Raw genomic sequence first — 23,070 nt, 5'->3', positions numbered from 1 at the left:
CGCGCCAGCCGCCACGTCCACCGCGCCGGTCACAGGGCCAGCCGCCGGTCGGCCAGCGCGTCGACGAAATCGGCGTCATGGGTGACCGCGACGACGCCGTGCCCCTCGTCGCGTAACCCGGCCAGCAGCTCCACCAGTTCGATCCAGGTCCGGCGGTCCTGACCGAAGGTCGGCTCGTCGAGCACCAGCAACTGCGGCGCGGTGGCCAGGGCGGTCGCCACGCTCAGCCGCCGCGCCTCACCACCGGACAACGTGTACGGATTCGCCCGCGCCAGCCGGTCCAGCCGCAACCGGGCGAGCAGCTCGTCGACGACCCGGCCGACCGCCGGCTCCGGCAGACCGCAGCGGCGCGGGCCGAGCGCCAACTCGTCGGCGACGGTCGTGGTGACGAACTGGTGCTCCGGGTTCTGGAACACCGAACCGATCCGGCGGACCAGCTCCGGCGCCCGCCAGCGGTGCGGCACCGACCCGACCCGCCCACCGGTCAGCGCTGCGGTCGCCCGCACCGTACCGGCGCCCGGGGCGACCAGCCCGCCGAGCAGCAGGGCCAGCGTGGTCTTGCCGGCGCCGTTGGGCCCGAGTACGGCCAGCGCCTCACCGGCGTGCACCGGCATCTCGTCGGCGCGTACGGCGAGCCGGGGCGGCAACCCGACCCGGTCGGCGTGCAACAGTGGCGCACCGGCGGGTCGGCCGGGTCGCCGTACCGGAAGTGGCTGGTCGGGCACCCACACACCGTCGGCGGCCAGCGCTACGCCGTACCGGTCGAAGACCTCCGTCGGCGGACCGTCGGCCCGCACCCCGCCACCCGGGTCCAGCACCACCACCCGGTCGACCAGCGGCAGCGCCTGCGCCACCCGGTGCTCGACGACGACCAGGGTGGTGTCGTGATCGTCGGCCAGCGCGCCGGCGATCGCGTCGCGGACCAGGTCGGCGCCGGCCGGGTCCAGGTTCGCGGTCGGCTCGTCGAGCAGCAGCAGGTCCGGCCGCAGCGCGAGCGCCCCGGCCAGGGCGAGTCGCTGCTGCTCGCCACCGGACAACGCGGCGGTCGGCCGGTCCCGGCCGTACCGGAAACCGACCCGGGCCAGCGCGGCGTCCACCCGTGGCCAGATCTCCCCGGCCGGCACCCCCCGGTTCTCCAGCCCGAACGCCACGTCGTCGCCGCTGCGCGCCATCACCAGCTGCGTCTGCGGATCCTGGAAGACCATGCCGACCCGGTCGCGGGCCTTGCGCGGGTCGAGCCCGTCGACGCTGACCGTGCCGGCCTGTTCGCCCGAGTCTGCCGGCAGCAGCCCGGCCATCGCCGCCAGCAGGGTGCTCTTGCCCGCTCCGGACGGCCCGAGCAGCAGGACCCGCTCGCCGGCGCCGATCCGCAGGTCGACGTCGCGCACCGCCCAGGCCCGACGGCCGGCGTGGCGCCAGCCGAAGCCACGCAGCTCCAGCCGGCTCACCGCTCGGCCCGGCTCACCCGACGGCCCGGCTCGGCCCGGCTCACACCACGGTGCGGTCGCGGCCGGCCGGGAACCGGTCGAGCACCCCGGTACGGGCCAGCGCCCGGGTCAGCGCGGCGCTGCCGGCACCGGCCAGCACGATCGCGCTGACCACGGTCACGATGAAGATCGGGATCCGGAAGGTGACCAGGTCGTACGGCGCGTAGTACCGGACCTGATCGAAGATCGCCGCGCCGAGCCCGGCGGCCGCCCCGGCGGACAGCACCACCGGCAGCCGGAACGAGCGGTACGCCACCGCGAGGAACACCAACTCGGCGCCGACGCCCTGGGCCAGGCCCTGCACGACCACCAGGGCACCCCACTGGCTGCCCAGCGCCGCCGACACCAACGCGGCGACCAGTTCGCAGAACAGCGCGGCCCCCGGTTTGCGGATCACCAGCGCGCCGAGCACGGCCGGCACCAGCCACACCCCGTACAGCACCGCCTGGGCGGGCGGGAAGAAGGTGAACGCGGCCTCGGTGGCGATCCAGATCAGCCCCCACAGCCAGAAGATCACCCCGAACGCGACCGCGATCACCGAGGCGACCACGATGTCGACCGTCCGCCAACGGCGGTCGACGGAGGCATTGCGTAGCGTCATCGTCGCTCCAACTCCCTGCGCTGGCATTACCCAGATCAGGTTCGAGGGTCTGCGGGCTTCCCGCACTCTCAGCGCTGTCTGCGCTCCCCTGTCGGACATGAGGTCGTTCCGTCGACGCTAGCACCGGGCGACCGGCGCGAACAGAGGCGACGTCCGGGTGTGGCGGCGGGCACCCCCGGACGCGTTATCGTGGGGTGCCCGCATCGACCCGTCCAGCGAGGGGACCGACCTTCCGTGACCGCTGCCGATCGCACCGCGACGCGTCGGGCGCGCCCCGGTGACGAGGTCGACTGGGGTACGTCGGACGCCGACGACCTGGCCGCCTCGGGCGCTTCCGGCGGGCCGCCCGGTGCCCCACGGCCGCCCCGACGGCGACTGTTCGGCGACCGGGTCGGCTCGGTCGAGGTGCTCGCCTTCCTGCTGATCGGGTTGGTGATCTTCCGCGAGCCGTTGGCTGGCCTGATCTCCGACCCCCGGCTGCAGACCTGGACCACCGTCTTCGTCTCGGTGATGGTCCAGGCCATGCCGTTCCTCGTCTTCGGCGTGGTGCTCTCCGCGGTCATCGCGGTCTTCGTGCCCCGGTCGTTCTGGGCGAAGGCGTTGCCGAAGCATCCGGCGCTGGCGGTGCCGGTGGCCAGCGCGGCCGGCGTGGTGCTGCCCGGCTGCGAATGCGGCTCGGTGCCGATCGCCGGGTCGTTGATCCGCCGGGGCGTGGCACCGGCGGCGGCCCTGGCGTTCCTGCTGGCCGCTCCGGCGATCAACCCGATCGTGCTGGTCGCCACGGCCGTCGCCTTCCCCAACAACCCGGAGATGGTGCTCGGCCGGGGTGTCGCCAGCCTGATCGTCGCGATGGTGATGGGCTGGCTGTGGCTGCGGCTGGGCCGCACCGACTGGATCCGGTTGCCGCACCGGCCGGACCTGGACGACCTGTCCCGGGCGCGGGCCTTCTGGGCGGCTGTCCGGCACGACATCATGCACGCTGGCGGCTTCCTGGTGATCGGTGCGATGGCCGCCGCCAGCATCAACGTCCTGGTGCCGGAGCGCTGGCTGCAGACCCTCGCCGACAACCCGGTGCTGTCCATCCTGGCCCTGGCGGTACTCGCCGTACTGCTGTCGATCTGTTCCGAGGCCGACGCGTTCGTCGCCGCGTCGCTGTCGCAGTTCTCGCTCACCTCGCGACTGGTGTTCCTGGTCGTCGGCCCGATGGTCGACCTGAAGCTGATCTCGATGCAAGCCGGTACGTTCGGGCGCCGGTTCGCGTACCGGTTCGCTCCGGCGACCTTTCTGATCGCCATCGTGGTGGCGGTCGCGGTGGGGACGGTGCTGCTGTGAACAAACAGGCCCAAGGTGTGGTGCTGCTGCTGCTCGGCGGCGCGGTCGTCAAGGCCAGCGTCACCGACATGTACCTGCGCTACGTCAAGGAGGTGCTGCAGCCGTTCCTGATCGTCGCCGGCCTGCTGCTGATCGCCGCCGGCATCATGACGCTCTGGCACGACCTGCGGCGGCGCAGCACACCCGCCCCGGTCGACGACGGGCACGACGACGGCCACGGCCACGCCCACCACGACGACGGCCACGGCCACGCCCACCACGAGCCCAGGGTCGGCTGGCTGCTGATCCTGCCGGTGCTCGGCCTGCTGCTGGTCGCCCCGCCCGCGCTCGGTTCGTACGCCGCCGCCCAGGCCGGTACCGCGCTCAGTGCCGACCAGGCCTCCTCGGACTATCCACCGCTGCCCGACGGCGACCCGGCGGAGATCAGCGTCCTCGACTACGCCTCCCGGGCGATCTTCGACGAGGGCCGGTCACTGGACGGTCGTACCGTACGGCTCACCGGTTTCGTCGCCGAAGGGCCGGACGGCGAGCCGATGCTGGCCCGCATCGTGCTGTCCTGTTGCGCGGCCGACGGCCGGCCGATCAAGGTCGGGATGGACGGCAGCGCCCCGACCGGGCTGCCGGTGGACACCTGGATCGCGGTGGTCGGCCGGTACAGCGACCGGATCGGCACCGACCCGGTGAACGGGGCGAGCATCCCGTACCTGGGGGTCGAATCCTGGCAGGAGATCGAGCCGCCGGCCCAGCAGTACGAGTAGAGGTTTCATCTCCGCCGATCCGGGGCATCTTCCCGGCCGCCGTTTCAATGTGACGGAAGTGGCGGGAGGGCGCACGCAGATGAGCCGGGAGACCGAGCGGGAACGGTGGCAACGTAACTTCGCCGACCTGTTGCAGGAGTTACGGGTCGCCCAGACCGGCGTCCAGATCCTCTTCGCGTTCCTGTTGACCCTGCCGTTCAGCAGCGGCTTCCCGGACACGACCGCCTTCCAGCGCGACGTCTACGTGGTAGCGCTACTCGCGGCGGCCGCCGCCGCCGCGATGATCATTTCGCCGGTGGCGTTCCACCGGGTGCTGTTCCGCCAGGGCCGCAAGCCCGAACTGGTCCGGTTCGCCCACCGGATGGCCAGCGGCGGCCTCGGCTTCATGCTGGTGGCGATGGTCAGCTCGGTGCTGCTGGTCACCGACTTCATTCTGCCCCGGACGGTCGGGTTCGTCCTCAGCGGCATCACCGGGCTCTGGTTCCTGACCTTCTGGGCCGGTCTGCCGTTCGTTCACCGCGGCTGGCTGCGCGACGACGATGACGAGGAGACGGCCAGCGGCGATGCCGCCGACGACCAGAAGTCAGCGCGGTGCCCGTAGCCCGAGAGATCGCAGCTCCAGTGCGGCGAGGGCGGCGGTGACCTGAGGATCGCCCTCGCGCCAGCGGGCCGCCACGTCCGGGTCGATCGCGGTGATCGCGCGCAGCGGGCGACCAGCCAGCGCCCGCAGCGCCAACAGGTCCTGCCCGGCTGACAGGTCACGCAGGGCGACGGCGGCGCTGGCCCGGCGGATCCACCGCACCCGCAGCGGCAGCCAACCGAACAGCACCAGCCCCACCGGGAAGACCAGCACGGTGACCGCGAGCGCCACGGCCAGGTCGGCGACCAGGTCCTGCTGCTCGCGCCCGGCCTGCGCGACCGACCTGGCGGCATCGGCGGCCTGGGTGAACGGGCTGGTCAACTCGTCACCGACGAGCGGTACCCGACCGACCCGGCCGCCGACGTCGGCGAGGTTGTCGGCCAGCCCGGCACCGGCGTCCTGCAGGGTACGGCCGGGTCCAGCGAGTCGGCCGACCTGCTCGTGCAGCCAGAGCGCGGTACGGACCCACAGGTAGACCCAGGCGACGACGATCAGGTCGGTGGCGAACTGCCGGGCGGCGGCGGGGAGACGGTCGGCGTAGATCTGCATGCGCACAGCGTGCCGTACCCGCCTGTCTGTCGCTCGCTACGCCTTCGTGCCCGCTCGCCGATCGTTCATGCCTTCTTGCCGGTCTGCCGGCCGGCGCACTGCGGGCAGGTGCCGAAGATCTCCATCGTGTGGCTCACCCCGACGTACCCGTGCTGGGCCGCGACCCGCTCCGCCCATGCCTCGACCGCCGGCCCCTCGACCTCGACGGCGCTGCCGCAGGAGCGGCAGACGAGATGATGGTGGTGGCCCTGGCTGCACCGTCGGTACAGGTGTTCCCCGCCGGGCGGACGCATCACGTCGACCTCGCCCGAGTCGGCGAGCCCCTGCAGCGTCCGGTAGACCGTGGTCAGGCCGACCCGGTCGCCGCGTTCCCGCAGCATGGCGTGCAGTTCCTGGGCGCTGTGGAACCCCGCCAGCTCGTCGAGGATGGCGCTCACCGCGCTGCGCTGCCGGGTGTTGCGGACCGCCGTCTGCTCGGTGGTGGTGTCTCCAGTCTTCATCTGGGGCCTCCGGGGCATTTTCCTGCTGCCGAATCCTGCCGGTGGCTGGTCACCGTACCTCCCGGGCATGGCTGACCGCGTCGGCGACGATGTGCGCGACGTGTTCGTCGACCAGCGCGTACGCGATCTCCCGGCCCCGCCGGGAGCCGTGCACCACGCCGGCCCCACGCAGCACGCGAAGATGCTGCGACACCAGCGGTTGCGGTGCGCCGAGTTTCTCCACGAGCTCGTGGACACAGCGTTCGCCCTGTGCGAGCTCGGTCACGATGGCGACCCGGATCGGAGCGGACAACGCGCGCAGCAGTTCGCCCGCGCTCTCGTACCCCTCGTAGCCGTTGGCCATCGTCACCCCGCAACGGTAACCAATAGCGGGGCCGGACCGGCAGGCAGGCGGTGACCGGCCGGGTCCGGGCCCGTCAGGAACGTCGGACGGCCGGATCAGCAGGGTGGGGCGGACCGGATCAGGACTCCAGAACGACCTCCGGCGGCTCCACCTCGCGGGCCGGCCGCTGTGGCACCCGCAGGCGGGCACCACGTCGGCGCAGCAGCCGCCAGAGGCCGGCGCCGACCGCGGTGACGGCGAACGCGCCGATCGCCAGGATCACGATCGTCGCGCCGAGCGCGGTGTTGACGGTGCCAGCCAGCCACACACCGCCGCCGGCCGAGACCAGGCCGATCGCCATCGCCGCCGCCATGGTGGTGCGGAAACCCCGGGTGAGCTGCTGCGCGGTCGCCACCGGCACCACCATCAGCGCGCTGACCAGCAGCAGGCCGACCGCCCGCATGGCGATGGTGACGGTCACCGCGGTGGTCACCGCGATCAGCAGGTTGAGGGTGCGCACCGGCAGGCCGGAGACCTTGGCGTACTCCTCGTCGTGGCAGATGGCGAACAGCGCCGGGCGCAGCAGCAGCATCGCGGCGAGCACGACGGCGGCGAGCACCACGATCACCCGCAGATCCTCCGGCCGGGTGGTGCTCAACGAGCCGAACAGGTACGCCATCAGGTTCGCGTTGCTGCGGTCGCCGGCCAGCCCGACCAGCATCACTCCGCCGGCGATACCGCCGTAGAACAGCAGCGCGAGTGCCATGTCGCCGGAGGTGCGGCCGCGTTCACGCAACAGTTCGATGGCGATCGCGCCGATCGCGGCGACGATGACCGCGGTGAGCACGGGGGAGCGGTCCAGCAGCAGACCGACGCCGACCCCGGTGAGGGCCACGTGGCCCACCCCGTCGCCGATCAGCGACATCCGCCGCTGCACCAGGTAGATGCCCAGGGCCGGGGCGGCCAGCCCGATGACCAGGGCGCCGATCAGGGCCCTGATCATGAATTCGTACTGGAAGATGCTCATGCGTTCAATATCCCGGACGGCTCGGCCGGCGCGTGCGGGTGGACGTGGTCGTGACCGGGATCGGCGTGATGCCCGGCCGGTGGTGGCACCGCGCCGTCGTGGACCACCTCGCCGTGGTGCAGCACCACCGCGCGGTCGATCAGCGGCTGCAACGGCCCGAGCTCGTGGGCGACCAGCAGCACCGTGCCGCCATCGGTGACGAACGTGCCGAGCGCCGCGGCGAACGCCTCCTGGCTGGCGGCGTCGACCCCGGCGGTGGGTTCGTCGAGGACCAGCAGCTCCGGCTCGCCGGCCAGCGCGCGGGCGATCAGCGTCCGCTGCTGCTGGCCACCGGAGAGGGCGGCGACCGGGTCGCGGACCCGGTCGGCGAGGCCGACGGCGGCCAGCGCCGCCGCGACGGCGGCCCGGTCGGCGGCCCCGGCTGGGCGCAGTACGCCGCGACGGGCGAGCCGGCCGGAGGCGACGACCTCCCCGACGGTGGCCGGTACGCCGCTGCCGGCCCCCAGGCGTTGCGGTACGTAACCGACCCGGTGCCACTGGCGGAACCGCCCCAACGGCACGTCGAAGAGCCGGACGGTGCCACCGCGCAGCGGCACCAGACCGAGCGCGGTGCGGATCAGGGTGGACTTGCCGGAGCCGTTCGCGCCGAGCAACGCGACGACCTCACCGCTGGTCACAGTGAGGTCGATGTCGCGGAGCACGGGGCGGCCGTCGTAGCCGGCCACCCCGTGCTCCACCTGGACGACAGGTGTGCTCACGAACAACCCAGGGCGGTGGTGAGGGAATCGAGGTTGTCGCGCATCACCGAAAAATAGTCGCCGTCGGCGTCCGGCTGCAGCCCCTCGATCGGATCCAGCACCGCGGTCTCGGCACCGACCTCGTTGGCGATGGTCTCGGCGACGGCCGGGCTCACCAGGGTCTCGAAGAAGATCGTGGTGGCCTGGTGCTCCCGGGCCTCCTCGATCACCTCGGCGAGGCGCTGCGGTGCCGGCTCGTCCTCGGGGCTCAGCCCGGTGATGCCGATCTGCTCCAGCTCGTAGCGCACCGCCAGGTAGCCGAAGGCGGCGTGGCTGGTGATGATCTCCCGACGTTCGCAGGTGGCCAGCCCCTCGGCGTACTCGGTGTCGAGAGCCTCCAGTTCGGTGCGCAGAGCGGCGGCGCGAGTGGTGAATTCCTCCGCCCGGTCCGGGTCGGCCTTGCCCAGGCGGGTGGCGAGCTCGTCGCCGACCGTGGCGAACCGGGTCGGGTCCAGCCACAGGTGCGGGTCCTTGGCCGCGTCCTCGTCGGCGTGGTCCTCGACCGGCTCGCCGCTCGCCGCCGGCTCGTCGTCGTGACCGGGCTCGTCCTCGGCGTGCTCGTCCTCGCCGTGTTCGTGGCTGTGCCCGTCGTCCGTGGCGTCGAGCAGCGGTTCGACCGTGACCACGTCGAACGCGGCGTCGCCGGCCTCCTGCTCGACGGCGGCGTCGACGGCCGGTTGGAAACCGCTCAGGTAGACGACGAGGTCGGCGTCGCTGATCTGCCCGACCTGCTGTGGGTTGAGCTCGAGGTCGTGCGGTTCGGCACCGGGCGGGGCCAGGCCGGTGACCGTCACGGCGTCCCCGCCGATGCGCTCGGCCAGGAACTGCAGCGGATAGAAAGCGGCGACCACGCCGACGGTGTCACCGGTCGTGGTGGCGGATGTATCGGCATCGTCCTGCGCGCAGGCCACCGTGCCGCCCAGAGCGAGCAACGCACCAGCGGACAGCGCGAGGGTTCGGCGCAAGGGGTGGTTGTGCATGAGGCAACTCTCCGCGAGGGTGACAATGATTGTCAAAAACGCATGGTTGCATGGGTCGTCCCTGCTCGGCGGCCTGATCGACGTCGTCGAACGGTGGTGTCGACGCGGAGCGGACCCGCCGCCGGGTCCGCGCGAGCGCGCGACCGCGGAGGGTCGGCTAGAAGATCTTGGCCAGGGCGACCGCGACCAGCAGCGTCAAGGTCAGCAGCCGCAGCAGGCGCCCGGCCGGCGGCACCGCCGCCCAGGTCAGTCGCAGCAGCCAGGCCAGCCCGCCGGCCAGCACCAGCAGCGCCGCCCCGCCGATCACCCCAGGTGCGAACAGGCCCACGAGGACGAGTCCGAGCGCGATCAGGAACGCCCCGGTCGGGTTGATCCGCCCGAGCCGGGCCGGACCCGACGACTGCGTAGGCTGCATCCGACAAACTGTAGTCAGTCCCCGACAGACTCGAGCCAGTGAGGAGACCCGCGTGCTGGTGGTCAACCGGTTCACCGTGCCGCAGATCGACGTGACGAGCTTCGTCGATCGGGCGCGGGTGGCGCTGCGGGCGTTGGCGGCCTGCACCGGCTACCAGCGCGGCGCGCTGACCTGCGCGCTGGAGGATCCGCAGAGCTGGTGCCTGATGACCGAATGGGAGTCGGTCGGTGCCTACCGGCGCGCCCTGGGCACCTTCACGGTGAAGGTCGAGGCCACGCCGCTGCTGGCCGAATCGCTCGACGAACCGTCCGCCTTCGAGGTGCTGGTCGACGCGGCGCCGGGGGAGGAACCCGTGGCGTACGCCAGCGATCGGGCCATGGAGTCCGGTCGGTGATCGGCCGGGCGGCGGGCCGCCGGAGCCATGTCACGTGAGGCGGATCGGCTTTCCTGTCCTGCTCCACTGGAGTTCCGTTTCCTCCCCGGCCTGAGGGCCGAAGTATCCACGGAAGGACTCTGATGACCGATCCCGGACCGGAGCAACCCCTCCCTCCGTCCGCCGTACCCGCTCCGTCGCAGTGGGCGGCACCCTCACCGTGGGAGCCGCCGGACCGCCAGCCGCCGGTGTCACCGGCCCCGCCTTCGGCTGCCAGCGCCGATCCGACCGCCAGCGCCGTCCCGGTGCCGGCGCCGGACCCGTCGGCGGCCGCCGACGCCCCGCCGGCTCCGACGCCGCCGGCTCCGGGTACGCCGTACCAGGTGCCCGCCGGGCCGGGAGCGGCCCCGCCGTTCGCCGCACCGCCGGTGGAGGGCCGCAGCGCCCGGCTCTGGATCGGCCTCAGCGTGGCGGCGCTCGCCGTCCTGATCTGCTGCGGCGGTGGCACGATCGCCCTGGTCGGACTGATCATCACCGGCGGGGAGGCGATCAACGAGCAGGCCCAGGTCGCGGTGGACGACTACTTCGACGCGGTCAGCCAACAGCAGTTCGGTGCCGCCTACGGGATGCTCTGTGCCGAGGCACAACGCCGGGAGAGCCTCGACGAGTTCACCGACCGGCTCGCCGCCGAGCCCGAGATCGCCGCGTACGAGGTCGGCCAGGTCTCGGTCACCAGCCGGATCGTCGTACCGGTGGAGGTGACCTACCGCCAGGGCGGAGCGGACACCCTGCGGGTGTCGTTGAACCAGGACACCGGCACCGGTGAGCTAGAGGTCTGCGGCATCGAGGAGTAGCCTGCCGAACATCTGCCGTGACCGTCCACCCGCACGTCCCCGCTGGCAGCCAGCCGGCGTAGGAGCAGCGCATGCCAGCCGACCGTTTCGACGCCGTGGTGAGTCTCGCCCACCGGCGGGGCTTCGTCTTCCCGTCCGGCGAGATCTACGGCGGTGAACCGTTCGCCTGGGACTACGGGCCACTCGGCGTCGAGCTCAAGGAGCATCTGCGCCGACAGTGGTGGCGGACCATGGTCCAGCATCGCGACGACGTCGTCGGGCTCGACTCGGCGGTGTTGCAGGCCCGTGCGGTGTTCGCCGCGTCCGGACTGCTCGACGCCTACACCCGCACGAGTGCCCGGTGCCGGTCCTGTGACTCGGCGCAGCCGCTGGACGGCATGGTCGGGGCGTACACGCGCCAGGTGGGCCGACCGCCGGCGGCGTTGACCGAACTCACCTGCCCGAACTGCGCCAGCCGGGGCAGCTTCACCGATCCGGAGCAGGTCAGCGGGCTGCTCGGCGTGTCGAACGCGCGTCGGGCCGCCGCCGAACATCCGTACTATCTGCGGCCGGAGGCCGCTACCGGGACCTTCGTCAACTTCGCCAACGTGATGATCGCCGCGCGCAAGAAGCCGCCGTTCGGCATCGCCCAGGCCGGGCGCTCCTTCCGCCACTTCGCTGGGCCGGGAGAGTTCCTGCTGGCCAGCCGCGAGCTGGAACGGATGGAACTGGAGTACTTCGTCGAGCCGGGCGCCGACGACGAGTGGCTCGAGTACTGGGTCCAGCAGCGCTGGGACTGGTACGTCGATCTGGGCCTCGCGCCGGACCGGTTGCGCCGCCGCGAACCCTCGACCAGTGCCCTGCCGCAGTACGCCAAGCGCCTGGTGGAGATCGAGTACCGGTTCGGCGGTGCCGGACCGGAGTTCGTCGCGCTGGAAGGCGTCACCAACCGCGCCGATCACGACCTCACCGTCCACGCCAAGCACTCCGGGGCGGATCTGTCCTACTTCGATCAGGACCGTGGCGAGCGGTGGGTGCCGTACGCGATCGAACCGGCGGCGAACCTGACCGCAGCCGTCTTCGCGTTTCTGCTGGCGGCCTACGACGAGGACGAGGCGCCGAACACGAAGGGCGGCGTCGACAAGCGGACCGTGTTGCGCTTCGATCCCCGGCTCGCCCCGGTGAAGGTGGCGGTGCTGCCGTTGTCGCGCAACGCCGACCTGTCGCCGAAGGCCCGCGACCTGAGTGTCGCGCTGCGCCGGCGCTGGGTGGTGGAGTTCGACGACTCGCAGGCGATCGGCCGCCGGTACCGCCGCCAGGACGAGATCGGTACGCCGTACTGCGTCACGGTCGATTTCGGCACGCTCGCCGACGACGCGGTGACGGTCCGCGACCGGGACACCATGGCCCAGCAACGGGTCGCGTTGGACCAGGTCGAGCGCTACCTGCTGGAGCGGCTGCCCACCGGCTGACCGGGTGACCGGCCGGCCGGGTGCCGACCGACCGGCGGGCAGGGTGACCGGCCGGGTGCCGGCGTGCTGTCCCGGCCCGCGTGGAATCCTGGACGGCGTGTCCGTCACCCTGCCGCAGGCCGCCGCCCCCGTCCGAGCGCCGTTGCCGCTCGGCCCGTACCAGGTGTGGCCGCCGGTGGTGCTGGCGCCGATGGCCGGCATCACCAACGTCGCGTTCCGGCGGCTGTGCCGCGAGCAGGGCGGTGGGCTGTACGTCTGCGAGATGATCACTACGCAGGCGCTGGTGGAGCGCAACCCCAAGACCCTGCGCATGATCGCGTTCGCGCCCTCGGAGCGTCCCCGCAGCATCCAGCTGTACGGGGTCGACCCGCAGGTGACGGCGGCCGCCGTACGGATCGTCGTGGAGCGTGACCTGGCCGACCACATCGACCTGAACTTCGGCTGCCCGGTGCCGAAGGTGACCCGCCGTGGCGGCGGGGCCGCCCTGCCCTGGCGGCACCGGCTGTTCAGCCGGATCGTCACCGGTGCGGTGCGGGCGGCGGCCCCGGCCGGGGTGCCGGTGACGGTCAAGATGCGTAAGGGCATCGACGACGACCACCTGACGTACGTCGAGGCCGGACTGGCCGCCCAGGAGGCCGGGGTGGCGGCGGTGGCGCTGCACGGGCGGACCGCCGCCCAGCGCTACTCGGGTACCGCCGACTGGGACGCGATCGGCCGGCTCAAGCAGGAGCTGCAGGTGCCGGTGCTGGGCAACGGCGACATCTGGGAGGCCGACGACGCCCTGCGGATGGTGGCGCACACCGGTGTCGACGGGGTCGTGGTCGGTCGCGGCTGCCTGGGCCGGCCATGGTTGTTCGCCGACCTGTCGGCCGCGTTCGACGGCCGGCGCGACCGGGTGCTGCCGACCCTCGGTACGGTGGCCGCCACCATGCGTCGGCACGCCGAGCTGCTGGTCGACTGGTTCGCCACCGGGCGGACCGACAGCGCGGTCGCCGAGCGGGACGGCTGCACCGATTTCCGTAAGCACGTCGCCTGGTATCTGAAGGGTTTCCCGGTCGGCGGTGAGCTGCGTCGCGCCCTGGCGATGGTGTCGAGCCTGGCGGAGCTGGACGACCTGCTCGGCGAGCTCGACCCGGCGGAGCCGTTCCCGACCCATGCCCTCGGCCAACCACGGGGGCGGACGAACTCCCCGGGGAAGGTCTTCCTGCCTGCGGGCTGGCTGGCCAGCCGCGACGACGACACCGTGCCGGCCGGCGCCGAGCTGGCCGACTCCGGGGGCTGAGCCGGTCGGCGCACCGGGTGGTCCGGCACACACCACTGGTGTCCCATGACACCACGCCGTGCGCACTGTTGCGCATGGAAACGTTCCCAGGTGGGGCCGTGAGCAGCGCCGCAGGCTGGTGCTGTGCGGCTGGTCACCGACTACTGTCGGCCGACCGAGCCGGTCGCTTAACCTTCGCCCACCAATGGCCATTGGTGAACCATCGTTCAGTGTCGAACGGCTCATGGAGGCCAGGATGGCGGCAGCAGAGGAAACGGGTGGCGTGCGCCCATGCGCCCCCGCACAGCCCAGGTACGTCTACGACTTCACCGAGGGCGACCGGCAACAGCGGGACCTCCTCGGCGGGAAGGGGGCGAACCTGGCGGAGATGACCCGACTCGGCCTACCGGTCCCGCCCGGGTTCACCATCACCACCGAGGCGTGCCGGGCCTACCTCGATCGCGGTGTCGTCCCGGCGGACCTGCCGGGGCAGGTCTCGGCCGCGCTGCACCGGCTGGAGCAGCGCCGTGGCAAGCGCCTCGGTGACCCGGCCGATCCGCTGCTGGTGTCGGTGCGTTCCGGTGCGAAGTTCTCCATGCCGGGGATGATGGAGACGGTGCTCAATGTCGGGCTCAACGACGCGTGCGTGGCCGGGCTCGCCGCCCAGGCCGGCGACGAGCGGTTCGCCTGGGACTCCTACCGGCGGCTGATCCAGATGTTCGGCCGTACGGTCTGCCAGGTGCCGGCGGAGGAGTTCGACCAGGCGTTGGCGGCGGCGAAGCGGGCTGCCGGCACCGACGACGACCTCGGTCTGACCGCCCAGGACCTGCGCGGGCTGGTCCGCGAGTACCAGAAGATCTTCTTCGCGCACACCGGCCGTGACTTTCCACAGGACCCCCGCGAGCAGCTCGACCTGGCGGTCCAGGCGGTCTTCGACTCCTGGCATGCCGAGCGGGCGATCGTCTACCGGCGGCAGGAGCGGATCCCCGCCGACCTGGGCACCGCCGTCAACGTGGTGGCGATGGTCTTCGGCAACCTCGGCCCGGACTCGGGCACCGGCGTGGCCTTCACCCGGGACCCGGCCACCGGCAGCCAGGGCGTCTACGGCGACTACCTGGCCAACGCCCAGGGCGAGGACGTGGTCGCCGGCATCCGCAACACCCTGCCCCTGCAGGAGCTGGCCCGGCTCGATCCCAGGTCGTACGACGAGCTGCTCGCGATCATGGCCCGACTGGAGAACCACTACCGGGACCTGTGCGACATCGAGTTCACCATCGAACGCGGCACCCTGTGGATGCTGCAGACCCGGGTCGGCAAGCGGACGGCGGCGGCCGCGTTCGTCATCGCCAGCCAGCTCGTCGACGAAGGGATCATCGACCTGGACGAAGCGCTGCACCGGGTCAGTGGCGCGCAGTTGGCACAGCTGATGTTCCCCTGCTTCGACCTGTCCGGCGCGCCGGAGCCGATCGCCACCGGGGTCGGCGCCTCCCCAGGGGCCGCCGTCGGCACCGTCGTCTTCGACTCCGCCCGCGCGGTCGAGCTGGCCGGGCAGGGTGAGCAGGTGATCCTGGTGCGGCGGGAGACCAACCCGGACGACCTGCCGGGCATGATCGCCGCCCAGGGCATTCTGACCAGCCGGGGCGGCAAGACCAGCCACGCCGCTGTGGTGGCCCGGGGGATGGGCAAGACCTGTCTGTGTGGTGCCGACACCCTCGACGTGGATCAGACCGCCCGACGGTTCACCGTCGGCGACCACACCGTGGTCGAAGGTGACCTGGTGTCGATCGACGGCACCAGCGGCTGCCTCTACCTCGGTGCGGTGCCGGTACGCCCCTCCGAAGTGGTGCAGTACTTCGAAGGAACCGTCGATCCGGCGACCACCGACGATCCGCTGGTGCTCGCCGTACACCGGATCCTGTCGCATGCCGACACCCGGCGGCGGCTGGCGGTGCGCACGAACGCCGACACCGGTGCCGACGCGGCCCGGGCCCGGCGGTTCGGCGCCGAGGGGATCGGGCTGTGCCGCACTGAACACATGTTCCTCGGCGACCGGCGCGAACTGGTGGAACGGCTGATCCTGGCCCGGGACGAGACAACCCGGTCAGCGGCCCTGGCCGAGCTGCTGCCCCTGCAGCGGGCCGACTTCGTGGAGATCTTCCGGGAGATGGACGGGCTGCCGGTGACCGTCCGGCTGATCGACCCGCCGCTGCACGAGTTCCTGCCGTCGCTGGAGGACCTCGCGGTGTCGGTGGCGGTGGCGCACGCGCGGGGTCAGGACGCCGGCCGCGACGAGGCGCTGCTGGCGGCGGTCCGGCGGATGCACGAGCAGAACCCGATGCTCGGCCTGCGCGGAGTACGCCTCGGCCTGGTCATCCCGGGCCTGTTCGCGATGCAGGTCCGGGCGATCACCGAGGCCGCGGCGCAGTTGGCCGCCGCCGGGCGCGATCCCCGTCCGGAGATCATGGTGCCGCTGGTCGGCGCGGTGCAGGAGCTGGAGACGGTACGGGCGGAGGCCGACCGGATCATCTCCGAGGTACTGGGGGAGCAGTCGGTCGAGATCCTCATCGGGACGATGATCGAGGTGCCCCGGGCGGCGTTGACCGCCGGGCAGCTCGCCGGTGCCGCGCAGTTCTTCTCCTTCGGCACCAACGACCTGACCCAGATGGGATGGGGCTTCTCCCGCGACGACGTCGAGGGCGCCTTCTTCTGGCGCTATCTGGAGCTGGGCATCTTCGGTATCTCCCCGTTCGAGTCGATCGACCGCGACGGGGTGGGGCGGCTGGTACGGATCGCCGTCGAGGAGGGTCGGGCGGCCCGGCCCGGCCTGAAGATCGGGGTGTGCGGCGAGCACGGCGGGGATCCCGACTCGGTGCACTTCTTCCACGCGGCCGGGTTGGACTACGTCTCCTGTTCGCCGTTCCGGGTGCCGGTCGCCCGGCTGGAGGCCGGCCGGGCGACAGTGGAGGCGACCGGGTCGGACAGCCGCTGACCGGCGACGGTGGCCGGGTGCTCCCACGGATCGGCGAAGAGCACCCGGCCGCCGCCGTCGGCGGCGATAGAATCCGCCGCCGCCGACGGCGGCGGCCGGGGCAGTCAGAACCGGCGGCGCGGCAACGCGGGGTTGTACGGCAGGGTCGCCATCGGGGTGCGTACCGCCAACGGGGCCCGGTTGTCCAGGAAGTGGGGATCCGGGTCCGGGACGTTGGTCACCGGACGGGCCCGCAGCAGCTCGCCGACCTGATCGGCGACCTGGCGGGCGTGTCGGTGCAGCAGTTCCCGTTCGACCTGGGCGGCGGTGAGCACCGCGAGCAGCGCCCGGGTGCCGACGGCGTACAGCCCGACCTGGCCGTGGCTGCCCTGGATGAGGGTTTCCTGCAGGTCGCCGTGCCCGGCGGTGTCGGCGAACCGGCGGCCGAGCCCGAGGGTCGCGGCGGCGAGCGCCGCGATGCTGTCGGCGTCGGCGGCGTTGAGGTCGCGGGTGATCAGCAGGCCGTCCGCGCCGGCCAGTACGGAGCCGGTGACCTGCGGCAACCGGCGGCGCAGTCCGTGCAGCTCGGCGAGAATGGCGGTATCGGTATCCACCGGCGTCTCCTTCACTCGATCGTCCGGGTGGCCGGTCGCTGACCGGAGTGGGCCCGGGCCGGCGGATGCGCGGCGGGCCGGGCGGACAGCGACCGCGGTCGGCACGGCAGTCGGCGTCGATCGCGTGCCTCGCGACGGCGGGCGCAGGGTCGCGCCACCTTCGTCAGCGGGATGCCGGCGCACCTCGGTCGGTCGAACATCGACACTCGTTCGTGGTCCCATCGTCCAGTCGAGGTGGCGGTGACGTTGTGCTCCTGGCACGCTACCGCACGCGATGTGACTACGCAGGCCCGTAACCATCGGCAATCGGACAGCAACTGATACCTGATCGGCCATTGCGAACGATCTTCAGCTCGCTCCTGGTGTTTGTGCCGTCACCGCGTGCGGCCGCGCCACTCGCCGTACCGTAGGCGGCGTGAGCTGCGGCGCGACGCCCGAGAGCAGGAGGTGGCCGAGGTGGTCAGTCAGTGGGAGAACCTGGTGGTCGATGCCGACGACCCGCCCCGGCTCGCCCGGTGGTGGGCGCAGGCACTCGGCTACCAGATCGTGCACGAGGCAGCGGACGAGGTGGAGATTCGACAGTCGCCGGACCAGTTGCCCGGTGTGGTGTTCGTCCCGGTGCCGGAGCGCAAGCAACTGAAGAACCGGCTGCACATCGACCTGCGCGCGGCCGACCAGGCGGCCGAAGTGGAGCGGCTGGTGGACATGGGCGCCCGACGGGTCGACATCGACCAGGGCGACGTCTCCTGGATCGTGCTGACCGATCCGGAGGGCAACGAGTTCTGCGTACTCAGCGGACGCGGCTGAACCGACCCGTCCGGTGCGGCGCGCTTCGCCCGCCGGCCCCTGCCGGGGCCTGCCTGCTGGCCCGCTCCACCGCCGTGCGCAGCAGCAACAGGAACGTCCGGCCGTCCGGGCCGTCGCCGAAGCCGAGCCAGCACGACTCGGCGCGGCCATGGGCCTGCCATCGGGCGGTGACCAGCACCCCGTACGGCGTCGGCGCGGCGAGCGTCACTGCGGTGAGGCGCGTCGACCGGGCGTACCCCCGGTGCGGGCCGTCGCCGGCGGTGAGCAGATGCCGACCGAGCAGGACGTCGAGGCGGTGTCGTACCGCGCCGGTCGGCCGACCAGGCGACCCGCCGGGCTCGGTGGTGGCGGTCAGGCAGCAGGCACTCGCGCCGGCCAGCTCGCCCATGAGCTGGCCGGCGCAGTGCTCCTCGACGGCGTACCGCATCGGCGTCGGGACCTCGGTGATGTGCACGAGCCGGCTGGTACGGGCCGTCCACCCCTGGTCGACCACTCTGCGATTGTGAACCGACCCGGCAGGTGCCGAGGGGCCGACGTCAACATTGCGACACAAATACGTAATCATCCAGAAATCTTTACCTGCCGGTTCCAGTCGGTACCGGGCCGATAAGCTCCGGAAGGTGACCCCCTCACCCGTCCGTCCGGCATCCGGTGACCTCGACGACACCGACCGCTGGGTGCCCGAGCCGGTGAAGGACACCGGGTACGGGCGCAGCCCGTACGAACGGGACCGGGCCCGGGTGCTGCACAGTGCGGGGTTCCGTCGGCTGGCCGCCCGGACCCAGGTGCACCCCGCCGGAACCGGTGGTGCCGACGACGTCCCGCGGACCCGGCTCACCCACTCCCTGGAGGTCGCGCAGATCGCCCGTGAGATGGGCGCGCGGCTCGGCTGCGAGCCCGACGTGGTCGACGTCGCCGGCCTCGCGCACGACCTCGGCCACCCGCCGTTCGGGCACAACGGGGAGTGGGCGCTGCACGATCTGGCTGTCGACATCGGCGGATTCGAGGGCAACGCGCAGACGTTGCGGGTCCTGACCCGCCTGGAGGCCAAGGTGCTGGGTCCGGACGGTTCCTCGGCCGGGCTGAACCTCACCCGTGCCTCGCTCGACGCGACCTGCAAGTACCCCTGGCCACGTCGCGACGGCCAGCGCAAGTTCGGGCTGTACGCCGACGACGAGCCGGTCTTCGGCTGGCTGCGCGCCGGTGCCCCGGACCCGACGCGGCGCTGCCTGGAGGCCCAGGTGATGGACTGGGCCGACGACGTCGCCTACTCGGTGCACGACCTGGAGGACGGCATCCACGGCGGCTACATCGACCTCGGCCCGCTGATCGCCGACCGCGACGAACAGCATGCCCTCGCCGCCGACGTGGCCGCGGCCTACTCCACCGAATCCGTCGACGACCTGGCCGGGATCCTCGCCGAACTGCTGGCCCATCCGGCGCTGCGTCCGCTCGCCGGCTACGACGGCAGCCATCCGGCGCAAGCGGCGTTGAAGGGGATGACCAGCATTCTCACTGGAGCGTTCGTCGCGGCGGCGGTGTCGGCGACCCGGCAGCACGCCGGCCGTCTGCCGGTGCGGCGGTACGCGGCGGACCTGGTGGTTCCCCGGGTGGTGCGGGCCCGCTGCGCCCTGCTCAAAGGACTGGCGCTGCGGTACGTGATGCGCCGGCCCGGTGCCGAGGCAGGGTACCGCCGGCAGCGGGAGATCCTGGCCGAACTCGTCGAGGCGCTGACCGACCGGGCACCGGCCGGGCTGGACCCGGTGTTCGCGCCGCTGTGGGTCGCCGCGCCGGACGACCGGGCCCGGGCCCGGGTGATCATCGACCAGGTGGCGTCGTTGACCGACCCGGCGGCGGTCTCCTGGCACCGGCGGCTCACCGGCCGGCGGGTGTCTGATCCCGCGGCCTGACCGGACCGGCCGGGCTGACCGGTGCAGTGGGAGCAGCCGGTGCAGTGGGAGCAGCCGGAGCCGCGGGGGTGGCCGGAGTCGCGGGGGCTGCCGGTACGACCGGAGCCGTCGGATCGGCTGGAGCTACCGGTACAGGCGGGGGCCGGGCGGCCAGTGCCGGCCGCCGGTCGATGACCTGGCCCACCTCGCGGGCCGAGCGCGCCAACCGGCGGCGAAACACCGCCACGTGTGCGGCGAGGCAGCCGGCGAGGACCAGCGAGCCGAGCGTCGTGGCGGCCCACGCCGGGACCGCCCGGGCGACCAGCAGCCCGACGGTGGCCGCGAGCAGCGCGCTGTTGATCAGCCCGACTGTGCCCGCCAGGCTGACCAGGTCACGTGGCCAGCCTCGGCGGTACGGTTGCGCGGCGAACGGTCCCGAGTCGTCCAGGGTGGGCATCATGACGTACGGCGCCAGGTCGGGAGCCTGCCTGACGAGATAGGTGCGGATCGCGGTGGCGGCGACCGCGTACCGCCGGGCCCGGTCGTTGAACTCCAGCTGCCGGGCGAAGACCGCCAGCCCGAGCAGCAGGACGAGGCCGCCGAGTGCACCGACGGCGGCGGCGCGCCCGGTGGTCACCGTCGCTCCGCCGGCGGTGACCAGACCTGCGGAGACCGCGGTGGCGGCCGAGGCGACGCCGAGGAAGAACGTGAAGCGGGCGTTCGATTCCGTGTGCACCGCTCGCCTGGCCTCCTGCAACTGCGTGTACTCGGCCAGGGCGATGGTCAGCGCGGTCTCCGGTGGACGGGTCTGCTCGTCGGCCATGCGGATCGCCTCCTCGGCCAAGGAGGGTAGCGCTGCGGCGCACCCGGGCCGCTGCGCCCGTCGACGGGCTGCCGGCTCAGCTACCGGCGGCCCCGCCCTTTCGACCGGCCGGCCGGTCGGTCGGCTCAGCTGCCAGTCGGCGGCTGGACCGCGACGAGGTCGGCGGCCAACAGGGCCGACCACCAGTTCTCGACGTTGGACAGCGATCCGGAGATGATCCGCGGCTGTTCGCCCTCGGTCAGCAGGGTCAACGCGGAGCCGTCCGGCCAGGCGAGCACCCACCCGGCGATGTGCGGCAGCTCCTCCTCGGGGGCCAGATCGGCGTCCCGGGTGCGGTAGAGGGCGCACAGGCGGGGCGCGCCGTCGAGGGCGATCACGTCCAGGTGGTCGAGCGCGTTCGTCTCGGGCAGTAGCTGGGGCATGGGGGTGCCTCCTCCTTCGTGCTGGGAACCGGCAATGTAGACAAGACACAGTGAACCGTGAAGAAAGAGAAACAAGCCAGCGAACGGCTCACTAGGTACGACACAGACAGTATTGCTGTGGTCACAGGGAAGGACAAGGTCTGTTCTGCGGCGAGGCGTGGAAAATGCGTATTGACAGAAGCCTGCCTGGTCAGGGTGGGGTTCGTCGGCGTACGGCGGGTCCGCGCGCGGGCCTCGTGCCTTCTCGGGCACCCGCACGGCCCGTGATCGTCGTGGCAGGGCAGGATGTACCGGGAAGGGGGTGGCGCGGCGGCATGGCTGGTCGGATCCGGGACGAGGACATCACGCTCGTACGCGAGCGGACGTCGATCGCCGACATCATCTCGGAAAGCGTCACGCTCAAGTCGGCCGGCGGCGGCAACCTCAAAGGGCTCTGCCCGTTCCACGACGAGAAGACCCCGTCGTTCACCGTCGCGCCGGCCCGCAACGTTTACTTCTGCCACGGCTGCGGCAAGGGCGGCGACGCGATCACCTTCCTGATGGAGGCCGAGCACCTCAGCTTCGTCGAATCGGTGGAGCGCCTGGCGGCCCGCGCCGGCATCCAGCTGCGCTACATCGAGGCCGGGCCCGCCCCGGTCCGCCAGCAGTCCGGCCAGCGGCAGCGGCTGATCGCGGCGCATGCCGCCGCCGCGGAGTTCTACGCCGGCCAGTTGGCCGGCCCGGAGGCCCGACCGGCCCGGGAGTTCCTCGCCCGCCGCGGCTTCGACCGGGCCGCAGCACAACGGTACGGCTGTGGGTTCGCGCCGGACGCCTGGGACGAGCTGACCCGGCACCTGCGCCAGCAGGGTTACACCGCCCAGGAGCTGATCACCGCCGGCCTGGCCCGCCAGGCCCGGTCCGGGTCGCTGATCGACCGGTTCCGTCGCCGGCTGCTCTGGCCGATCCGTGACCTCGGCGGCGACGTCATCGGCTTCGGCGCCCGCAAGTTGTTCGACGACGACGACGGCCCCAAGTACCTCAACACCCCGGAAACCCCGATCTACAAGAAGTCCCACGTCCTCTACGGCATCGACCAGGCCAAACGGGAGATCGCCCGGCAGGGTCGGGCGGTCATCGTCGAGGGCTACACCGACGTGATGGCCTGCCACCTGGCCGGGGTGCCGACGGCGGTGGCGACCTGCGGTACCGCGTTCGGCGCGGATCACATCGGTGTGCTGCGTCGACTGCTGATGGACACCGACGGCATCGCCGGGGAGATCATCTTCACCTTCGACGGGGACGCCGCCGGGCAGAAGGCCGCGTTGCGCGCCTTCGAGGAGGACCAGCGGTTCGTCGGGCGCACCTTCATCGCGGTCAGCCCCGACAACATGGATCCGTGCGACCTGCGGCTGGCAAAGGGCGACCTCGCCGTACGGGACCTGGTCGCCCGCCGGGAGCCGCTGGTCGACTTCGCACTGCGCCAGGTGCTGCGCCGATTCGACCTGGACACCGTCGACGGCCGGGTGGAGGCGATGCGCCGGGCGGCGCCGCTGGTGGCCAAGCTGAAGGACCGCGACAAACGTCCGGAGTACGTCCGCAAGCTCGCCGGCGATCTCGGCATGGAGATCGAGCCGGTGCAGCGGGCCGTGCTCGCCGCCGGCGCGGCACCGCCGCCCCGTACCGCCGGCGGCCGGTCGGCGTCGGCACCGTCGGCACCACCCCGACCGGCCACCGAGCCCGACGACCCGCAGGTGCTGGTCGAGCGGGAGGCCCTGAAGCTCGGCCTGCAGGTGCCGGTGCTGGCCGGACCGATGTTCGACACCCTCGGCCCGGAGGTGTACCAGCATCCCGTCCACGCCGGGGTCCGCGCGGCGATGGCCACGGCCGGGGGCGCGGCCGTCGCAGTGACCGGCGCGGTCTGGATCGAACAGGTCCGCGACGCCTGCCCGGACCTGGCCGCCCGGGCGCTGGTCAGCGAACTCGCCGTCGAACCGCCACACGTCGACCGGGAGCCGGACCCGCACTACGTCTCGGTGACCCTGGCCCGGCTGCAGTGGGGCGCGGTCACCGCCCGGATCCGGGAGCTGAAGTCGAAGGTGCAGCGGATCAACCCGGTGGCGAACAAGGACGAGTACCTGAGCCTCGCCGGGGAACTGTTCTCCCTGGAGCAGCAGGCGCGGGCGCTGCGCGAACGAGCGGTGGGGGGACTGTAGTGGGCTGG

At 72.3% G+C, this 23,070-nt stretch carries 24 protein-coding genes and 1 riboswitch; of the genes, 11 read left to right on the top strand and 13 right to left on the bottom strand.

The features are described 5' to 3' along the window. Window positions 1-29: 29 nt before the first annotated feature. Together O7623_RS11570 and O7623_RS11565 are read right to left on the bottom strand one after the other, a co-directional pair. Entirely contained in the window at window positions 30-1,448 is a 1,419-nt protein-coding gene (locus O7623_RS11570) for an ABC transporter ATP-binding protein (RefSeq protein ID WP_282228619.1), read from the bottom strand. 40 nt (window positions 1,449-1,488) lie between these two features. After that, window positions 1,489-2,088, bottom strand: coding sequence for an ECF transporter S component (locus O7623_RS11565; RefSeq protein ID WP_282228618.1), 600 nt, complete (start codon window positions 2,086-2,088; stop codon window positions 1,489-1,491). After that, a riboswitch (TPP riboswitch) is annotated at window positions 2,084-2,188 on the bottom strand. Its footprint overlaps the gene before it by 5 nt. A gap of 275 nt (window positions 2,189-2,463) precedes the next feature. On the opposite strand from O7623_RS11565, the gene O7623_RS11560 reads away from it, so the two are divergent. From O7623_RS11560 to O7623_RS11550, 3 genes are all read left to right on the top strand, one after another. Further along, entirely contained in the window at window positions 2,464-3,420 is a 957-nt protein-coding gene (locus O7623_RS11560; RefSeq protein ID WP_282229383.1) for a permease, read from the top strand. Further along, entirely contained in the window at window positions 3,417-4,178 is a 762-nt protein-coding gene (locus O7623_RS11555; RefSeq protein ID WP_282228617.1) for a TIGR03943 family protein, read from the top strand. Before O7623_RS11560 ends, O7623_RS11555 begins: the two co-directional genes overlap by 4 nt. 79 nt (window positions 4,179-4,257) lie before the next feature. Continuing rightward, complete coding sequence (locus O7623_RS11550; protein ID WP_282228616.1) at window positions 4,258-4,779, top strand: DUF6328 family protein; 522 nt, start codon at window positions 4,258-4,260, stop codon at window positions 4,777-4,779. Here O7623_RS11550 and O7623_RS11545 read toward each other — a convergent pair. From O7623_RS11545 to O7623_RS11515, 7 genes are all read right to left on the bottom strand, one after another. Next, window positions 4,762-5,367 (bottom strand): hypothetical protein, encoded by a 606-nt coding sequence (locus tag O7623_RS11545; RefSeq protein WP_282228615.1) that lies wholly within the window; start codon window positions 5,365-5,367, stop codon window positions 4,762-4,764. The genes O7623_RS11550 and O7623_RS11545 overlap by 18 nt on opposite strands. Window positions 5,368-5,432: 65 nt before the next feature. Next, the gene (locus O7623_RS11540; RefSeq protein ID WP_282228614.1) at window positions 5,433-5,867 is read right to left on the bottom strand and encodes a transcriptional repressor; all 435 of its coding nucleotides are present in this window, start codon (window positions 5,865-5,867) and stop codon (window positions 5,433-5,435) included. A 49-nt stretch (window positions 5,868-5,916) separates the two neighbouring features. Then, the gene (locus O7623_RS11535; protein ID WP_282228613.1) at window positions 5,917-6,216 is read right to left on the bottom strand and encodes a metalloregulator ArsR/SmtB family transcription factor; all 300 of its coding nucleotides are present in this window, start codon (window positions 6,214-6,216) and stop codon (window positions 5,917-5,919) included. A 112-nt stretch (window positions 6,217-6,328) separates the two neighbouring features. After that, a complete protein-coding gene (locus tag O7623_RS11530) occupies window positions 6,329-7,216 on the bottom strand; it encodes a metal ABC transporter permease (RefSeq protein WP_282228612.1) in 888 nt (295 codons plus the stop codon). Next, on the bottom strand, window positions 7,213-7,974 hold the full coding sequence (locus tag O7623_RS11525; protein WP_282228611.1) for a metal ABC transporter ATP-binding protein: 762 nt from the start codon (window positions 7,972-7,974) through the stop codon (window positions 7,213-7,215). Before O7623_RS11525 ends, O7623_RS11530 begins: the two co-directional genes overlap by 4 nt. Further along, the gene (locus tag O7623_RS11520) at window positions 7,971-8,993 is read right to left on the bottom strand and encodes a metal ABC transporter substrate-binding protein (RefSeq protein WP_282228610.1); all 1,023 of its coding nucleotides are present in this window, start codon (window positions 8,991-8,993) and stop codon (window positions 7,971-7,973) included. The genes O7623_RS11525 and O7623_RS11520 overlap by 4 nt, the downstream gene beginning before the upstream one ends. Window positions 8,994-9,150: 157 nt before the next feature. Next, on the bottom strand, window positions 9,151-9,408 hold the full coding sequence (locus O7623_RS11515; RefSeq protein WP_282228609.1) for a DUF6703 family protein: 258 nt from the start codon (window positions 9,406-9,408) through the stop codon (window positions 9,151-9,153). Between the two features lie 52 nt (window positions 9,409-9,460). Here O7623_RS11515 and O7623_RS11510 point away from each other — a divergent pair, with 52 nt between their 5' ends. The 5 genes from O7623_RS11510 (at window position 9,461) to ppdK (ending at window position 16,336) form a co-directional block, all read left to right on the top strand. Beyond that, window positions 9,461-9,802 (top strand): antibiotic biosynthesis monooxygenase, encoded by a 342-nt coding sequence (locus tag O7623_RS11510; RefSeq protein ID WP_282228608.1) that lies wholly within the window; start codon window positions 9,461-9,463, stop codon window positions 9,800-9,802. A gap of 122 nt (window positions 9,803-9,924) precedes the next feature. Next, window positions 9,925-10,635 carry a hypothetical protein gene (locus tag O7623_RS11505; RefSeq protein ID WP_282228607.1) on the top strand — a complete coding sequence of 237 codons (711 nt, stop codon included), beginning with the start codon at window positions 9,925-9,927 and terminating at the stop codon, window positions 10,633-10,635. A gap of 71 nt (window positions 10,636-10,706) precedes the next feature. Further along, on the top strand, window positions 10,707-12,086 hold the full coding sequence (locus tag O7623_RS11500; protein ID WP_282228606.1) for a glycine--tRNA ligase: 1,380 nt from the start codon (window positions 10,707-10,709) through the stop codon (window positions 12,084-12,086). Between the two features lie 109 nt (window positions 12,087-12,195). Beyond that, window positions 12,196-13,368 carry a tRNA dihydrouridine synthase DusB gene (gene dusB, locus O7623_RS11495; RefSeq protein ID WP_282229382.1) on the top strand — a complete coding sequence of 391 codons (1,173 nt, stop codon included), beginning with the start codon at window positions 12,196-12,198 and terminating at the stop codon, window positions 13,366-13,368. 235 nt (window positions 13,369-13,603) lie between these two features. Continuing rightward, window positions 13,604-16,336 carry a pyruvate, phosphate dikinase gene (gene ppdK / locus O7623_RS11490; protein ID WP_282228605.1) on the top strand — a complete coding sequence of 911 codons (2,733 nt, stop codon included), beginning with the start codon at window positions 13,604-13,606 and terminating at the stop codon, window positions 16,334-16,336. A gap of 104 nt (window positions 16,337-16,440) precedes the next feature. Here the strand turns inward: ppdK and O7623_RS11485 are convergent, their stop codons facing one another. Further along, window positions 16,441-16,929 (bottom strand): roadblock/LC7 domain-containing protein, encoded by a 489-nt coding sequence (locus O7623_RS11485; protein WP_282228604.1) that lies wholly within the window; start codon window positions 16,927-16,929, stop codon window positions 16,441-16,443. A gap of 456 nt (window positions 16,930-17,385) precedes the next feature. Here O7623_RS11485 and O7623_RS11480 point away from each other — a divergent pair, with 456 nt between their 5' ends. Then, window positions 17,386-17,736, top strand: coding sequence for a VOC family protein (locus O7623_RS11480; protein ID WP_282229381.1), 351 nt, complete (start codon window positions 17,386-17,388; stop codon window positions 17,734-17,736). Here O7623_RS11480 and O7623_RS11475 read toward each other — a convergent pair. Continuing rightward, window positions 17,720-18,229, bottom strand: a complete 510-nt coding sequence (locus tag O7623_RS11475; protein ID WP_282228603.1) for a hypothetical protein — start codon at window positions 18,227-18,229, stop codon at window positions 17,720-17,722. The two genes, O7623_RS11480 and O7623_RS11475, sit on opposite strands and share 17 nt — an antisense overlap. A gap of 127 nt (window positions 18,230-18,356) precedes the next feature. Here O7623_RS11475 and O7623_RS11470 point away from each other — a divergent pair, with 127 nt between their 5' ends. Beyond that, window positions 18,357-19,646, top strand: a complete 1,290-nt coding sequence (locus tag O7623_RS11470; RefSeq protein WP_282228602.1) for a deoxyguanosinetriphosphate triphosphohydrolase — start codon at window positions 18,357-18,359, stop codon at window positions 19,644-19,646. Here the strand turns inward: O7623_RS11470 and O7623_RS11465 are convergent. Further along, window positions 19,612-20,448, bottom strand: coding sequence for a hypothetical protein (locus O7623_RS11465; protein WP_282228601.1), 837 nt, complete (start codon window positions 20,446-20,448; stop codon window positions 19,612-19,614). The two genes, O7623_RS11470 and O7623_RS11465, sit on opposite strands and share 35 nt — an antisense overlap. A gap of 125 nt (window positions 20,449-20,573) precedes the next feature. Then, entirely contained in the window at window positions 20,574-20,870 is a 297-nt protein-coding gene (locus O7623_RS11460) for a hypothetical protein (protein ID WP_282228600.1), read from the bottom strand. A 314-nt stretch (window positions 20,871-21,184) separates the two neighbouring features. Here O7623_RS11460 and dnaG point away from each other — a divergent pair, with 314 nt between their 5' ends. Further along, window positions 21,185-23,062 (top strand): DNA primase, encoded by a 1,878-nt coding sequence (gene dnaG, locus O7623_RS11455; protein ID WP_282228599.1) that lies wholly within the window; start codon window positions 21,185-21,187, stop codon window positions 23,060-23,062. Window positions 23,063-23,070 lie beyond the last annotated feature (8 nt).

Origin of the sequence: Solwaraspora sp. WMMD791, from assembly GCF_029581195.1 — a bacterium.
Classification (GTDB): Bacteria; Actinomycetota; Actinomycetes; order Mycobacteriales; family Micromonosporaceae; genus Micromonospora_E.
Note: the sequence above shows the minus strand (reverse complement) of the source record. Positions and strands in the feature narration are given on the sequence as shown.

Bases quoted from the DNA above. Each gene is read 5' to 3' on its own strand.
- O7623_RS11505 (WP_282228607.1), top strand. From the start codon at position 9,925: ATGACCGATCCCGGACCGGAGCAACCCCTCCCTCCGTCCGCCGTACCC.
- O7623_RS11550 (WP_282228616.1), top strand. From the start codon at position 4,258: ATGAGCCGGGAGACCGAGCGGGAACGGTGGCAACGTAACTTCGCCGAC.
- dnaG (WP_282228599.1), top strand. From the start codon at position 21,185: ATGGCTGGTCGGATCCGGGACGAGGACATCACGCTCGTACGCGAGCGG.
- O7623_RS11565 (WP_282228618.1), bottom strand. From the start codon at position 2,088: ATGACGCTACGCAATGCCTCCGTCGACCGCCGTTGGCGGACGGTCGAC.
- O7623_RS11515 (WP_282228609.1), bottom strand. From the start codon at position 9,408: ATGCAGCCTACGCAGTCGTCGGGTCCGGCCCGGCTCGGGCGGATCAAC.
- O7623_RS11520 (WP_282228610.1), bottom strand. From the start codon at position 8,993: ATGCACAACCACCCCTTGCGCCGAACCCTCGCGCTGTCCGCTGGTGCG.
- O7623_RS11540 (WP_282228614.1), bottom strand. From the start codon at position 5,867: ATGAAGACTGGAGACACCACCACCGAGCAGACGGCGGTCCGCAACACC.
- O7623_RS11545 (WP_282228615.1), bottom strand. From the start codon at position 5,367: ATGCAGATCTACGCCGACCGTCTCCCCGCCGCCGCCCGGCAGTTCGCC.
- O7623_RS11500 (WP_282228606.1), top strand. From the start codon at position 10,707: ATGCCAGCCGACCGTTTCGACGCCGTGGTGAGTCTCGCCCACCGGCGG.
- O7623_RS11465 (WP_282228601.1), bottom strand. From the start codon at position 20,448: ATGGCCGACGAGCAGACCCGTCCACCGGAGACCGCGCTGACCATCGCC.
- ppdK (WP_282228605.1), top strand. From the start codon at position 13,604: ATGGCGGCAGCAGAGGAAACGGGTGGCGTGCGCCCATGCGCCCCCGCA.
- O7623_RS11460 (WP_282228600.1), bottom strand. From the start codon at position 20,870: ATGCCCCAGCTACTGCCCGAGACGAACGCGCTCGACCACCTGGACGTG.
- O7623_RS11530 (WP_282228612.1), bottom strand. From the start codon at position 7,216: ATGAGCATCTTCCAGTACGAATTCATGATCAGGGCCCTGATCGGCGCC.